The organism is Nonomuraea sediminis, from assembly GCF_018531495.1.
GTDB lineage: Bacteria > Actinomycetota > Actinomycetes > Streptosporangiales > Streptosporangiaceae > Nonomuraea > Nonomuraea sediminis.
The window spans coordinates 951,920-965,676 of sequence record NZ_JAHDTI010000002.1; the positions used below are offsets into that span (position 1 = coordinate 951,920).

The window sequence follows — 13,757 nt, forward strand, 5'->3', positions numbered from 1 at the left end:
TAGGGTGGCGTGGGTGACGACGCCGAGGGGGCGCGGGCCGCGCAGGGTCGAGGCGGAGCGTAATGATCGCGCTCTGCTCGTGGCCGCGCGTGAGGTGCTGGCCGAGGACGGGGCGCATGCGTCGGTGGCCGCGATCGCCGCGCGGGCCGGGGTGGGGATCGGCAGCCTCTACCGGCGGTATCGGACCAAGGAGGAGCTCTTCCAGCGGCTGTGCGTGCTGAGCATGGAGCACTCGATCCAGGCCGCCGAGCGCGGGCTGGACGACGACGACCCGTGGCGCGGGCTGGCGGGGTTCGTGGTCGAGTGCGTGGAGTTCGGGCAGGGACAACTCGGGCCGATCGCCGGGTCCATCGAGGTCACCGAGGAGATGGCGGCCACGGCACGGCGCGGTGACGAACTGGCCGCGGCGCTGGTGCGGCGGGCGCACGCGGCAGGCGTGCTCAGGCCGGACGTCACCCAGGTCGACCTGGCCCTGCTGATCGAACAACTGGGCAGCTCGCCGATGCTGAAGCAGCTGCGCGGCAGGGAGAAGCTGTTCGCGGCGGCCGAGAGGGCGCACCGGCGGATCGTCGCGATCGCGCTCGACGGGCTGCGCGCCCAGGGCGCCTTGAAGTTGCCGGGCGAGCCGCCCACCGACGAGCTCTTCTCGGGCCGCTGGGAAAAACTCCTCTGACCATGTCGAAATCCGGTCGCGGGGTTCTACGTCCCGGATGAGAAGGGGATGGAGGACACCATGAGCTACACCCGCGACCCGCGAGTCGACGACTACATCGACGCGCTGCCCGGCTGGCAGCAGGCCGTCTGCCAGGAGGTCCGCGACCTGGTCCACGCCGCCGACCCGGAGGTGGAGGAGACCGTCAAGCGCACCCGCCAGCCGTACTTCGTGCTCCAGGGCAACGTCTGCGCGCTGCTGGCCGCCAAGGACCACGTCAACGTGTTCATGTACGACGGCGCGATCGTGCCCGACCCGGAAGGCATCATCACGGCCGGGCACGGCAACAAGACCGCCCGCACGGTCGCCTTCAAGGAGGGCGAGACGATCAACGCCAGGGCGCTGAAGGCGATGTTCCAGCAGATCATCGCCAACAACCGGGCAGGTGGATGGCGCAAGCTGAAGGGTAAGAGGCAAATGTGAAGCTGGGACTTCCCGACGGCACGCGCGCGTGCCTCTTCGATATGGACGGCGTGCTCACCGACACCGCCTCGGTCCACGCCGCCGCGTGGAAGCAGATGTTCGACGAGTTCCTGGGACCCGAGCGGGAGCCGTTCGACATCCACCGCGACTACGACGACTACGTGGACGGCAAGCCGCGCGAGGACGGCACCCGCTCCTTCCTGGCCTCGCGCGGGATCGAGGTCGACGAGGTCACGATCACGCTGCTGAGCGACAGGAAGAACGCGCTCGTCCAGGTGAAGATCGCGGAGCTGGGCGTCAAGGTCTTCGACGGCTCGGTGGCCTACGTGCGGGCTGCGACCGCCGCGGGGCTGAAGACGGCCGTGGTCTCCGCCAGCGCCAACACCCACCAGGTGCTGGCCGCGGCGGGCATCGACGACCTGTTCCACGTGGTGATCGACGGGATCGTGGCCAAGCGGCGCGACCTGGCAGGCAAGCCCGCGCCCGACACCTACCTGGCCGCCGCCCACGACCTCGGCGTCGAGCCGGGCGAGGCCGCGGTGTTCGAGGACGCGCAGGCGGGCGTGGCCGCGGGGCGCGCGGGCGGGTTCCACCCCGTGGTCGGGGTCGACCGGGTGGGCCAGGCGGAGGAGCTGCGGCAGCACGGCGCGCACCTGGTGGTCAAGGACCTGAGCGAACTGCTGGAGCCGTCGTGATCGAGCATCCGGCCTACCCCGCGGAGCCGTGGCAGATCAGGGAGACCTCGGTCGACCTCGACCGCCTGGCGCAGAGCGAGTCCGTGTTCGCCCTGTCCAACGGGCACATCGGGCTGCGCGGCAACCTCGACGAGGGCGAGCCGTACGGCCTGCCGGGCACCTACCTCAACGGCGTGTACGAGACGCGCCCCCTGCCGTACGCCGAGGGCGGCTACGGCTACCCGGAGACCGACGAGACGGTCGTCAACATCACCAACGGCAAGCTCATCCGGCTCCTGGTCGACGACGAGCCGCTGGACATGCGCTACGGCACGGTCGAGGCGCACGAGCGGATCCTGGACCTGCGGGCGGGCACGCTCACCCGGCACCTGAGCTGGACCACGCCCACCGGCAGGCGGGTACAAGTCACCTCGACCCGGCTGGTCTCGCTCGAGCAGCGCGCCGTGGTCGCCATCCGGTACGAGGTGACGGCGGTCGACCAGCCGGTGCTGGTCGTGGTGCAGTCGGAGCTGGTCGCGAACGAGACCGTGCCCACCGAGGAGGACGATCCGCGGGCCGCCGCAGCGCTGGCCGCGCCGCTGGAGGCGGAGTACGACGCGGCCGAGGCGGACAAGGCGATCCTGGTGCACTCCGTCCGCCGCAGCCGCCTGCGCCTGGCCGCGGCGATGACGAACCTGGTCGACGGGCCCGCGCGGATGCACACCGAGCTGAACAGCTCCGCGGACCTGGCCAGGTACACGGTCGCGGCCAACCTCGAGCCGGGGGAGAAGCTGCAGCTGGTGAAGCTGGTGGGGTACGGCTGGTCCAGGTCGCGCTCGGTGCCGGCGCTACGCGACCAGGTGGCCGCCGCGCTGACCGCCGCCGAGCTGTCCGGCTGGGAGGGGCTGGCCGCGGGCCAGCGGCACGCGCTGGACGACTTCTGGTCGCGCGCCGACGTCGAGATCGACGGCGACGTGGCGCTCCAGCAGGCGGTCCGCTTCGGGCTCTTCCACATCCTGCAGGCCTCGGCCAGAGCCGAGCACCGGCCGATCCCGGCCAAGGGACTGACCGGTTCCGGCTACGACGGGCACGTCTTCTGGGACACCGAGGCGTTCGTGCTGCCGGTGCTCACGCACACCGCGCCCAAGACTGTCGCCTCGGCGCTGCAGTGGCGGCGGCACACGCTGCCGATCGCGCAGGACCGGGCCAGGCAGCTCGGCCTGGAGGGCGCGGCGTTCCCGTGGCGCACCATCCACGGGATGGAGTGCTCGGGCTACTGGCCCGCCGGCACCGCCGCCTTCCATCTCAACGCGGACATCGCCGGCGCGGTGATCCGGTACGTGCGGGCCACCGGAGACACCGAATTCGAGGCGGACTGCGGGCTGGACCTGCTGGTGGAGACCGCCAGGCTGTGGCGGTCGCTGGGCCACCACGACAAGACCGGCGCCTTCCGCATCGACGGCGTGACAGGCCCCGACGAGTACAGCGCGATCGCCGACAACAACGTCTACACCAACCTCATGGCCCGCCGTAACCTCGCGGCCGCGGCCGACGTGGTGGCCCGCTACCCCGACCACCACGACGTGAGCGACGAGGAGGCCGCCTCCTGGCGGGACGCGGCCGAGGCGATGACGATCCCCTACGACCGGCGCCAGCGGGTGCACCCGCAGGCGGAGGGCTTCACCGCGCACGCCGAGTGGGACTTCGCCAAGGACAACCGCTACCCGCTGATGCTGAACTATCCCTACTTCGAGCTGTACCGGCGGCAGGTGGTCAAGCAGGCCGACCTGGTGCTGGCCATGCACCTGGCCGGCGAGGCGTTCACGCCCGAGCAGAAGGCGCGCAACTTCGCCTACTACGAGCGGCTGACGGTCCGCGACTCCTCGCTGTCGGCCTGCACCCAGGCGGTGCTCGCGGCCGAAGTGGGCCACCTGGACCTGGCCCACGCCTACCTCGCCGAGGCCGCCCTGATGGACCTGGACGACCTCGAGCACAACACCCGCGACGGGCTGCACCTGGCCGCGCTGGCCGGGGGGTGGATCGCGCTGGTGGAGGGCTTCGGCGGGATGCGGCTGCACGACAGCGAGTTGTGCTTCGCGCCGCGTCTGCCCGACGCGCTGTCCAGGCTCGCCTTCCGGCTGGCCTACCGCGGTCGCCGGCTGCGCGTCACCGTGACGCACGCCTCGGCGACCTACGAGCTCGTAGAGGGCGAACCATTGCACGTCACCCACTACGGCAAGGTCGTGAAACTGGGCGCGGAGCCCGTCAAACGGCCGTTGCCGCCGCTGCCCGACCCGGGTCCGACGCCGGAACAGCCGCCGGGCAGGGAGCCGCCGCTCGGTAGGGATATCCCTACCCCCGAGACGCCTGCGGGCGGGGTCGATCGGGGAAGCCGCCGCTCGTAGCGTTCTTGCCATGGAAACCCTCCGGCACCGAATCTCCACCGACACGCGCTACGTCATGGCCGGCTTCCCGGCCTCCGTGATCGCTTTCACGCTGGTCGTCGCCGGTGTATCGGCCGGGCTCGGCAGCCTGGTCGCATTCGTCGGCCTGCTGATCCTGGCGGCCACCGCGCTGGTCGCCCGCGCCTTCGCCGACATTGAGCGGGCCATGCTGCCCGACGTGGTCGGCCAGCCGCTGGCCAGGCCCGAGTACCCGCAGGCCCCCGCGGGCGCCGGGTGGCTGCGCCGGGCGGTGAACCCGCTGGCCTCCGGCCAGGTCTGGGCTGACCTGCTGCACGCGATCGTGATCTTCCCGTTCGCCGTGGCCTCCTTCGTGGTGACCGTGGTGTGGTGGGCGGGCGCGATCGCCGGGCTGACCTTCCCGCTCTACGGGTGGATCCTCGCCAAGATCCCCGGGATGATCGAGGGCGGGCTGCCCGCGCTGCTCGGCCTGGCCCACACCGAGGCCATGTTCGTCACCTTCAACACCGTGGTGGGAGTGGGCTTCGCCCTGACGCTGGTCCCGGTCGTGCGGGTCGCCGCGCTGCTCAAGGCCGGTATCTCCCAGGCGATGCTCACCCGGGCGGTCTACCCCGTCCGATCCGGGATGATCCACGCGGTATAATGAAAGCGAATGGGCCGCTCCCTCCGGGGGCGGCCACGCTGCGTTTCATGACCATTCCCGCGCAGCTCGACAGGACGCGCCGCTTCACGCTCGGCGCCCCCAGCCAGATCACGATCTCCCCCGACGGCCGCACGCTCTTCTTCCTGCGATCCGGCCGCCTGTGGAGCATGACCGACGGCCGCGAACACCTCGTCGCCGACCGCGACGTCGACTCCTACGCCGCCGACGAGGCCTGCCAGGTGCTGGCCTGCACCGCCGGCGGCCGCCTGTGGACGGTCCGCCCCGCCGACGGCCTGGTCCGCGACATCCCCGCGGACGGCCCGGTGACCGACCCCCGGCCCGACCCCACCGGGCGGCGCATCGCCTACGTCCGTGACGGCGCGCTCCACGTCGACGGGCGACCGCTGGCCGTACCGGAAGGACCTGAGGTGACCTACGGGCTGCCGGAGGACGTGGCCGCGGGCTCCATCGGGCGCACGCGCGGCTACTGGTGGGCTCCCGACGGGCAGGCGCTGCTGGTCGCGCGGGTGGACAACACGCCCGTGCAGCGGTGGTACATCGCCGACCCCGCCGATCCCGCCCGCGAGCCGCGGGTCATCCGCTACCCGGTGGCCGGCACCCCCAACGCCGAGGTCAGCCTGTGGATAACCGATCTCGACGGCGGCCGCACACCTGTGGACATCCGCGGCATGGAGTACCTCACCGCCGCGGGCTGGGACGCGCACGGCCCCTACGCGGCCGTGCAGAGCCGCGACCAGCGCCACGTCCAGGTCCTGGCCGTCGATCCCGGCACCGGCGCCACCGAGGTACTCGCCGAGCAGCACGACGAGCACTGGGTGCGGCTGGTCCCCGGCCTGCCCGCCCGCAGTACGGCCGGCGTCCTGTACACCAGCGCCGACCTCGACGACACCCGCCGCCTGCTGGCCGACGGGAAGCCCGTCACCCCGCCAGGGCTCCAGCTCGGCGAGGTCGTAGCCGTCGACGGCGAGGCCGTGCTCTTCACCGCCTGCGACGACCCCACCGAAACCCACCTGTGGCTCTACGACGGCGAGCTGCGGCGGCTGAGCGACGAGCCGGGCGTGCACACCGGCACCCGGCGCGGCGGCACCACGGTCCTGGGCCGCCGCGTCCTCGGCACCGATGCGGAGATCGCCTCGCACGCCGAACTCCCGGCCCTCGACCTGCGCATGGAGCTGCGCTCGGTCGGCCCGCGCGAGCTGCGCACTGCGCTGTTCCTGCCCTCCTGGCACCGCCCGTCCGACGGCCCGCTGCCCGTCCTGATGGACCCGTACGGCGGGCCCGCGCTGCGCAAGGTCACCACCGAACCGGCGTGGTGGACCTACGTGTCGCAGTGGTTCGCCGAGCACGGCTTCGCGGTGCTGGCCGTGGACGGCAGGGGCACGCCGGGCCGCGGCCCCGCCTGGGAACGGGAGATCGTGGGCGACCTGGCGGGCCCCGTGCTGGCCGACCAGGTGGAGGCCCTGCACGCCTACGACCACCCTGCGCTCGACCTGACCAGGGTGGCCATCCGCGGCTGGTCGTTCGGCGGCTTCCTGGCCGCCATGGCGGTGCTGCGCAGGCCCGACGTCTTCCACGCCGCCATCGCCGGCGCGCCCGTCACCGACCAGCGCATGTACGACACCCACTTCCGCGAGCGGCACCTGGGCCACCCGGCGCGGAATCCGGAGGCCTACGACCGCAGCTCGCCCCTGCTGGAGGCCGCCGCGCTGACCAGGCCGCTGCTGCTGATCCACGGGCTCGCCGACGACAACGTGGTCGCCGCGCACACGCTGCGCTTCTCGGCCGCGCTGCTGGCCGCCGGACGGCCGCACGAGGTGCTCCCGCTGCCCGGGGCGGGGCACCGGGCCTCGCAGGAGCACCTGCTGGCGCACCAGCTCGACTTCCTGCGGCGCGCGCTGGGTCTCACTGGCCGACAATGAACCCATGGGTAAACACGACGGGACCATCGACCATCCCCGGGCATATGCCGCCCTCGGCCGCAGGAGGGACGGGGATGGGGTCCCGGACGTGGGATGCCTGACCCGGTCGGCCGGCTGACGGGATGGCCATCGAAGCCAAGGCAGGCCGCAAGATCGCCCTGTCGGTGATCTCGCTGGCGCTCGCGGCGTTATTGATCTCGTTCCTGCCGCGCATCGCCGGGATCACCTGGGGGCAACTGTACGGGCGGCTGGCCCAGGTGGGCTGGGGCACGATGACGGCGCTCGCCGCGCTGTGGGTGGCCGGGCTGGCGGCCTACACCTTCGTGCTGAGCGGGTCGCTGCCGGGGCTGAGCAAGCGGCGGGCGTTGCTGGTCAACTGCGTGGGCAGCGGGGTCAGCAACGTGCTGCCCTTCGGCGGGGCCGTGGGCGTGGCGATGACCTTCGCGATGACGACCTCCTGGGGTTTCAAGCGGCAGCCCGTCGTGGTCTCGACCGTGGTGACCGGCGTGTGGAACATGCTCACCCGGTTCCTGTTACCGGCGGTGGGGCTGGCCTGCCTGCTGGGCGCGGGACGCGTGCCCGACCACCGTCTCGCGGTGGCCGCGGGGACCGGGGGAACGCTGCTGGTCGCGATCGCGGCGGCGCTGTCGGCCGCGCTCTACAAGGAGTCCTTCGCCGACCTGCTCGGCCGCGGGCTGGACCGAGTCGCCGGGCTGCTGCCGCTCAAGCGCAGGCCGCAGCTGCGGCAGTCGCTGCTCGACCTGCGGCACTCCATCATCGACATCGCCCGCACCCGCTGGCCGCGGCTCACGCTCGGCATGCTGGCCTACATGGGGCTGCAGGGCGTGCTGTTCGTGGCGTGCCTGCACGCCACCGGCAGCCAGATCGCGATCCCGGAGGCGATCGCGGCCTTCGCCATCAACCGGGTCCTCACCACGGCGGTGATCACGCCCGGCGGTTCGGGCATCAGCGAGTCGGCCACCGTCCTCGCGCTGATCGGGTTCGGCGTGGCACCGGCCGCCGCCACCGCGTCCGTACTGCTGTTCTGGTTCTTCGCACACCTGATCGAAATCCCGGTAGGCTGGCTGGCCTGGACCACCTGGTCGCTCACCGCTCGCAGAACGGAGGCCGCATGACCGTCAGCTCCGCGGACTGGGACTCCCGCGACCTCACCGGCGAGCACCACGAGGGCGTGGTGTTCGTCGGCGTGGACATGACCGAGGCGCACGGCAGGGGCGCCGTGTTCACCGACTGCACCTTCCGCGACGTGCGCTTCAACGTCTCCGAGCACGTCGACGCCGCCTTCTCCAACTGCACGTTCGTCGGCTGCTCCTTCTTCGACGCCACGTTCACCAGCTGCAAGCTGGTCGGCAGCAGGTTCGACGGGTGTACCTACGACCTGATGAAGGTGGAGGGCGGCGACTGGTCCTTCACCGGGCTGGCGGGGGCCGACCTGCGCCGCGCCTCGTTCACCGGCGTCCGCATGCGCGAGGCCGACCTGGCGGGCGCGCGCTGCGCGGGGGCCACCATCCGCGACGTCGACCTGTCGGGCGCCGCGCTCGACCGGGCCGACCTGACGGGCTGCGACCTGCGCGGCAGCGACCTGTCGGCGCTCGACCCGCGCACCGCCGAGCTGAAGAACGCCGTCGTCGACCAGGCGCAGGCCGTCACCCTGGCCCGCGCGCTCGGTCTGGACGTGCGCGCCCGCTGACTCAGTGCAGGTAGGCCACGACGTCGGGCGCGCCGGGGCGCAGCAGCCTGATCTGCGCGATCCTGGCGATCGGCATCCGCACCGCGGTGCCCCATGAAGCCTGCCCGAAGGACCCCATGCACCTGGGCGGACGGCTGGACGCCATCGTCGCCTGGCGGCTGTGGCCGGGGCACAGCAGCGGTCAGGCCCTGCGCAGGACCAGCAACAGGAGCACCAGGGCGTAGCCGATCAGCACCGCCAGGCCCGCCCTGGCCGCACCGGCCCACCCCTCGCCCAGCGCGCCGAGGAACACCGTGCCGGCCAGCGTCCCGCCCAGCACCCCGCCCATCTCCTGCACCGTCCCCAGCACCCCGGCCGCCGCCCCGGCCAGCTCAGCCCGCACCCCCGACAGCGCCGCCGACACCAGCGGCGACATCAGCAACCCCATCCCCGCCCCCGTCACCAGCAGCGCCCCCACCAGCGGGTACGGCCCGGCCGCCGCGTCGACCGCCTGGTAGAGCAGCCCGAGCCCGCCGAGCAGCACCAGCGTCCCCGCCACCGGCAGCCACCGGCCGAGCCGGGCGGCCAGCCGCGCCGAGCGGGTGGAGGCGGCGAAGAAGCCCACGTTGAGAGCCACCGCCACCGCGCCCGCCCGCAGCGGCGACATGCCCAGCCCGTCCTGCAGATACAGCGCCAGCACGAACGACAACCCCGCCGACCCGCCGAACAGCAGGGCGATCGCCAGCAGCCCGCGCGCGAACCCCCGCTCGCCGAACACCCCGAGGTCCAGCAGCGGCGGCCGCCCCGCCGCCGCGAGCCGCCGCTGCCGCCGGGCGAAGGCCAGCAGCACCGGCCCGGCCAGACCGAGGCTCAGCCAGCTCCACCACGGCCACCCCTGCTCGCGCCCCAGCGCCAGCGGCAGCACCACCGCCACCAGCCCGCCCGCCACCATCAGCGCGCCACCGAAGTCCACCTCCCTCGCGGGAGCCTGGACGGTGGTGGCCACGCCCTTGCCCACGCCCTCGCCCACAAGGACCGGCTGCAGCCGCGGGACCAGCCGGGGGAGCAGCGCCAGCGCGGCCACGCCCACGGGCAGGTTGACCAGGAAGCAGGTACGCCAGCCGAGCCCCGCCGGGGACACCGCCACCAGGAACCCGCCGATCACCTGCCCGCTGACCCCGGCCAAGCCGACGGCCGTGCCGTACCAGCCGAAGGCCCTGGCCCGGTCGCGACCCGGGTACAGCTCGCCGATCAGGGTCAGCACCTGCGGCGCCAGCAGGGCCGCCGCCACCCCCTGCGCCACCCGGGCCAGCACCAGCGGACCCGGCGCGGGGGCCAGCCCGCAGGCGGCCGAGGCGGCGGTGAACAGCGCCAGCCCGGCGGCGAACACGCGGCGCGAGCCGTACAAGTCACCGAGCCTGCCCGAGATGATCAGGCCCGCGGCGTACGCGAGCCCGTAGCAGGCGATGACGAGCTGGCCCGTGGCGGCGCTCGTCCCCAGGTCGGCCCTGATCGACGGGATCGCCACGTTCGCCACGAAGAAGTCCAGCGTGGTCATGAAGACCGCGACCAGCACGATCGGCAGCGCCAGCCAACGCGATGACAAGGAAGCCTCCAGGGACGCGAGTGCACGAGCGGGTGAGAGAACACCGCCGCGCACCCAGAGGTTGACCCCGGGCGGTTATCGTTCACTGCGGATTCGCTGCGGATCGCGCATAATGACCCCCAATGCGGAAATATGCGGCAGAAATCGCCCCGGTGATCGACGCGGTCCACGTCAACGTGCACGCCGCGTCCCGCGCGGCGGGCGCCAAGCTCGCCAGGGCGCACGGCATCACCCCAGGACTCCTCGTCGACCTGCGCTTCGCGCTGCCCATGCGCCCGCTCACCCGCCAGACGCTGGCCGCCGTCTACCGCTACACCGAGCCCGCCGAGCTGGACGCCGAGCTCGCCGGCCACCTCGAGCAGGGCACGCTGGCCGAGGACGGCGGCGCGCTGCGGGCGACCGGCAGGACGATCGTGTTCATCGACGACCTCTACGACCTGCACGCCGCCGCCACCCAGCGGATCTGGGCAGGACAGGACGTGCGCCCGCTGGCCGACCTGGTGGACCGGGTGCTCGGCAGGTCACAGCGGCCCCGCGGCGGGGCGCTCGAGGCGATGGCCCCGCCGTACGAGCCGGACGGGGCGCCGCCGGGGCTGCTGCTGTTCAACCGGCTGGCGGCGCTGCGCTACCACCGGGCCGACGCTCACGCGCTGAGCTGGCAGGAGGCGGGGCTGACGGCGCGCGACATCGTCACGCTGCGCGGCGGCCCGCTGCGCGAGCGCGTCGAGGACGAGACCAACCGGCGCGCCGCCCAGCCCTACGAGACCTTCACGGAGCAGGAGCGCGAACTCCTGCTCGAGGGCCTGCTGAAGCTGGCCTAGAGGGAGGTCAGCAGGCGGCCCACCTCCGTGCGGTCGTTGACGCCGAGCTTGTCGTAGACCGCCTGCAGGTGGTTGGCGGCCGTCCTGGTGGAGACGGTGAGCCGGTCGGCGATCTGCCTGTTGGTCAGCCCGGCCGCCGCCAGCTGCACGATCTCCCGCTGGCGCGGCGTCAGCTCGGGCGTGGCCAGCTCGACCAGCGCGGGCGTGGTGACGCCCGGGCAGCTCCTGGCCAGCGCCCACGCCCTGGTCTGCGCCCCTCTGGCCAGCGCGCCCCGCCCGGTGGCCAGGTAGGCCGCCGCCTCCTGCGCGGTGGCCTCGGCCGCGTACAGCACCAGCCCGAGCCGCTCGAACTCCACCGCGGCCGCGCGCAGTCCCACCGGATCGGCCAGCTCCGCGGCGCGGGCGTGCGCGGCCATCGGCCGTACCAGCTGCCCGTCGAGCCGCCCGGCCAGCGCCTCCAGCCGGTCGGCCGCCAGCGGCGCCGAGCCCAGCCGCACCAGGTCGTGCAGCGCGAACATCGACCAGCCCAGGTGCTCGTGCTTCTCGGCCAGGTCGGCCGCGGCGATCGCCTCGCTGACCGCGGCGTCCAGGTCACCCAAGGCCGCCCGCAGCCACACCCTGGCCTGCAGCACCGGCTGGCAGGTGAACGACCACCTGGCCGCCAGCCGCTCGGCCTCCGCCAGCGTCGCCCGCGCCTCGTCGGTACGGCCGAGCAGCGCGCACGCGTGCGCCAGCTCGGCCAGGCACCTGCCCAGGTACGGCGTGCGGGCCGGCAGCCGCGCCGCGTCCTCCCTGGACCAGCGCCTCGCCTCGTCCGCCTGCCCGCGCAACCGGCTGACCATCGCCCGGTAGGCGCCGAACCCGGAGACCGACAGCTCGCCGGTGGCCAGCTCCATGCCCTCCTCGGCGGTGCGCGCCGCGTCCTCCAGCCTGCCCGCGAACACCTGCGCCGCGCACTGGGCGTCGAGCAGCGTGGGCAGCGCGTGCGGCGCCTCGTCGCGCCAGTCGTCCACGCCGGTCAGCACGTCCCTGGCGACCGCGAGGCTGCGGGCGGTCCTGCCCGCGTACGCGGCCATCCAGGCCTCGAGCCCGGCAGCGTGCGCCGCGCCCCTGGCAGTCATCGGGCCGCGGTCCCTGGCCCTGGCCAGCCAGCGCGCCGCACCGGTCAGCCGCCCGAAGAAGATGTCCACCACACCGCGGTAGATGAACACCTCCTGCTGCCAGGCAGGATCGGTCAGCGTCCCGGCCGCCAGCTCGAGCGCCCTGCACGCCTCGGCGTCCGACCCGGCCCAGGCCAGCGCCACGCCCACGCTCAGCGCGTGCTGGGCCACCTCGTCCTCGGTGACCGCGTTGCGCGCCGCCTGCCGTAACGCGGTGAGCGCCTCGTCGCCGTCGCCCAGCACCGTCAGCACCTCGCCGACCAGCGCCACCGCCGCCACGCCCGCCCCCGCCTCCTGCGCGGCCTTGCCCAGCCGCGCAGCCAGCCGCGGATCCTGCCTGGCCCAGGCCAGGTTCGCCGCCGACAGCAGCATCTCGGGCGCGGCCACCGAACCGCTGTCCAGCCGCCACACCGCCGCGCGCAGCACGTCCTCGCGCCTGCGCAGCCCGGTCGCCTCCAGCGCCTCGGCCAGCATCCGCAGCCGCCGCCGCGTGCGCAGCGTGCCGCACCCGTCCCGCACGACCTCCCCGTACAGCGGGTGCCCCAGCCGCACGTGCTCGCGCCCGTCGTCGGCCACGGTCACGATCAGCCCGCGATCCTCGACCCGCTCCACCGCGCCGCCCGAGGTGAGCGAGACCAGCAGGTCGGTGCCCACCGGCTCGCCGAAGGACACCAGCTCGAGCACCTCGCGCTCGTCCTGCTCCAGGTGGCCGATCCGGTCGCCGACCAGCTCGCGCAGGCGGGTGGTCACCGACAGCTCGCCCCGCCAGCACCAGCGCCCCTCCACCTGCCGCAGGCTCCCCGCGGTACGGCCGGCGTGCACGATCTCGCGCAGGTACAGCACGTTGCCCTCGCTGACCCTGGCCAGATGGCGGACGGTCTCGGCCGTCACCTCACCGCCCAGCGCCCCGGCCAGCACCAGCCCGACCTGGTCGCGGGTCAGCGGCGCCAGCTCGATCCGCTCGAGCAGCTCGTCCTTCCACAGCGCGGCGATCGGCGCCGGCAGCGGCTCGCCCGAGCGTACGGTCACCAGCACCTGAGCCGTGCCGCTGTCGGCCAGGTGATGCACCAGCGCCGCGGCGGCCGGGTCGAGCCGGTGCGCGTCGTCCACGCTGACCAGCAGCCTCCCGCGACCCGCCTGCCCCGCGATGCTGCGCGCCGCCCACCGCATCGGGTTCTCCCCGCTGTCCGGCGGGCCGGTCAGCACGTGCGCGAACGCGCCGAACGGGATCACCGCCGCGGTCTCCGTGCCGAGCGCCCGCACCAGCGTGCGGCCGCGCAGGCCCCTGACCGCCTCCGCCGCCAGCCTGCTCTTGCCGACCCCCGCCGCGCCCGCGATCATCACGCCTGGCCCGGACTCCAGCGCTCCCCTGACGGCCGCGAGCGGAACGTCACGGCCGGCGAACGGCCATCCACTCCCCTGATCGCTCATCGCGACCTCCCCTCGACACCGATGGTGCGGACGGAGGTTCGCGGGAGGTTCAGGTCGGTTCGCGCGTCAACCCGGCCGCCACGAGCAGCATGTCGAGCACCGCCTCGTTGCCGTTGAACGGCACAGGCTCGCCGCCGACCACTTCGAGCAGCCCGCGGAGCTGGCCGCCGGCCTGTTCCGGCTCGACCAGCCGAACGATGACGGTCCTCATGACCGCCACCTTCCCGCCGGCGG

12 protein-coding genes are annotated in these 13,757 nt (G+C 73.5%); 9 read left to right on the plus strand and 3 right to left on the minus strand.

Translation table 11 applies throughout. The features are described from left to right. Window positions 1-13 precede the first annotated feature (13 nt). The 8 genes from KIK09_RS12585 to KIK09_RS12620 all read left to right on the plus strand — a co-directional run bounded on the left by KIK09_RS12585 (window position 14) and on the right by KIK09_RS12620 (window position 8,526). Complete coding sequence (locus KIK09_RS12585; RefSeq protein ID WP_214319155.1) at window positions 14-673, plus strand: TetR/AcrR family transcriptional regulator; 660 nt, start codon at window positions 14-16, stop codon at window positions 671-673. 60 nt (window positions 674-733) lie between these two features. Further along, window positions 734-1,135: a DUF1801 domain-containing protein gene (locus KIK09_RS12590; RefSeq protein ID WP_214319157.1), complete on the plus strand. Its 402-nt coding sequence runs from the start codon at window positions 734-736 to the stop codon at window positions 1,133-1,135. After that, the gene (locus KIK09_RS12595) at window positions 1,132-1,830 is read left to right on the plus strand and encodes a beta-phosphoglucomutase family hydrolase (RefSeq protein ID WP_308164050.1); all 699 of its coding nucleotides are present in this window, start codon (window positions 1,132-1,134) and stop codon (window positions 1,828-1,830) included. Before KIK09_RS12590 ends, KIK09_RS12595 begins: the two co-directional genes overlap by 4 nt. Beyond that, window positions 1,827-4,214 (plus strand): glycoside hydrolase family 65 protein, encoded by a 2,388-nt coding sequence (locus KIK09_RS12600; protein ID WP_214319159.1) that lies wholly within the window; start codon window positions 1,827-1,829, stop codon window positions 4,212-4,214. Before KIK09_RS12595 ends, KIK09_RS12600 begins: the two co-directional genes overlap by 4 nt. A gap of 10 nt (window positions 4,215-4,224) precedes the next feature. Continuing rightward, window positions 4,225-4,875 (plus strand): sensor domain-containing protein, encoded by a 651-nt coding sequence (locus tag KIK09_RS12605; protein WP_214319161.1) that lies wholly within the window; start codon window positions 4,225-4,227, stop codon window positions 4,873-4,875. A 47-nt stretch (window positions 4,876-4,922) separates the two neighbouring features. Further along, entirely contained in the window at window positions 4,923-6,815 is a 1,893-nt protein-coding gene (locus KIK09_RS12610) for a S9 family peptidase (protein WP_214319163.1), read from the plus strand. 122 nt (window positions 6,816-6,937) lie between these two features. Next, entirely contained in the window at window positions 6,938-7,951 is a 1,014-nt protein-coding gene (locus KIK09_RS12615; RefSeq protein ID WP_214319165.1) for a lysylphosphatidylglycerol synthase domain-containing protein, read from the plus strand. Then, on the plus strand, window positions 7,948-8,526 hold the full coding sequence (locus tag KIK09_RS12620; protein WP_214319170.1) for a pentapeptide repeat-containing protein: 579 nt from the start codon (window positions 7,948-7,950) through the stop codon (window positions 8,524-8,526). Before KIK09_RS12615 ends, KIK09_RS12620 begins: the two co-directional genes overlap by 4 nt. Window positions 8,527-8,707: 181 nt before the next feature. Here the strand turns inward: KIK09_RS12620 and KIK09_RS12625 are convergent, their stop codons facing one another. Further along, complete coding sequence (locus KIK09_RS12625; RefSeq protein ID WP_214319172.1) at window positions 8,708-10,111, minus strand: MFS transporter; 1,404 nt, start codon at window positions 10,109-10,111, stop codon at window positions 8,708-8,710. Between the two features lie 122 nt (window positions 10,112-10,233). On the opposite strand from KIK09_RS12625, the gene KIK09_RS12630 reads away from it, so the two are divergent. Then, entirely contained in the window at window positions 10,234-10,932 is a 699-nt protein-coding gene (locus KIK09_RS12630) for a hypothetical protein (RefSeq protein WP_214319174.1), read from the plus strand. On the opposite strand, the gene KIK09_RS12635 is transcribed toward KIK09_RS12630, so the two are convergent. Beyond that, window positions 10,929-13,523 (minus strand): LuxR C-terminal-related transcriptional regulator, encoded by a 2,595-nt coding sequence (locus KIK09_RS12635; RefSeq protein ID WP_214319176.1) that lies wholly within the window; start codon window positions 13,521-13,523, stop codon window positions 10,929-10,931. The genes KIK09_RS12630 and KIK09_RS12635 overlap by 4 nt on opposite strands. A 49-nt stretch (window positions 13,524-13,572) precedes the next feature. Beyond that, window positions 13,573-13,734, minus strand: a complete 162-nt coding sequence (locus KIK09_RS12640) for a hypothetical protein (RefSeq protein WP_214319179.1) — start codon at window positions 13,732-13,734, stop codon at window positions 13,573-13,575. Window positions 13,735-13,757: the final 23 nt, after the last annotated feature.

What these genes read in the sequence shown, in the direction of transcription:
- KIK09_RS12605 (WP_214319161.1), top strand. Translation starts at nt 4,225, where the DNA reads ATGGAAACCCTCCGGCACCGAATCTCCACCGACACGCGCTACGTCATG.
- KIK09_RS12640 (WP_214319179.1), bottom strand. Translation starts at nt 13,734, where the DNA reads ATGAGGACCGTCATCGTTCGGCTGGTCGAGCCGGAACAGGCCGGCGGC.
- KIK09_RS12615 (WP_214319165.1), top strand. Translation starts at nt 6,938, where the DNA reads ATGGCCATCGAAGCCAAGGCAGGCCGCAAGATCGCCCTGTCGGTGATC.
- KIK09_RS12620 (WP_214319170.1), top strand. Translation starts at nt 7,948, where the DNA reads ATGACCGTCAGCTCCGCGGACTGGGACTCCCGCGACCTCACCGGCGAG.
- KIK09_RS12610 (WP_214319163.1), top strand. Translation starts at nt 4,923, where the DNA reads ATGACCATTCCCGCGCAGCTCGACAGGACGCGCCGCTTCACGCTCGGC.
- KIK09_RS12635 (WP_214319176.1), bottom strand. Translation starts at nt 13,523, where the DNA reads ATGAGCGATCAGGGGAGTGGATGGCCGTTCGCCGGCCGTGACGTTCCG.
- KIK09_RS12590 (WP_214319157.1), top strand. Translation starts at nt 734, where the DNA reads ATGAGCTACACCCGCGACCCGCGAGTCGACGACTACATCGACGCGCTG.
- KIK09_RS12630 (WP_214319174.1), top strand. Translation starts at nt 10,234, where the DNA reads ATGCGGAAATATGCGGCAGAAATCGCCCCGGTGATCGACGCGGTCCAC.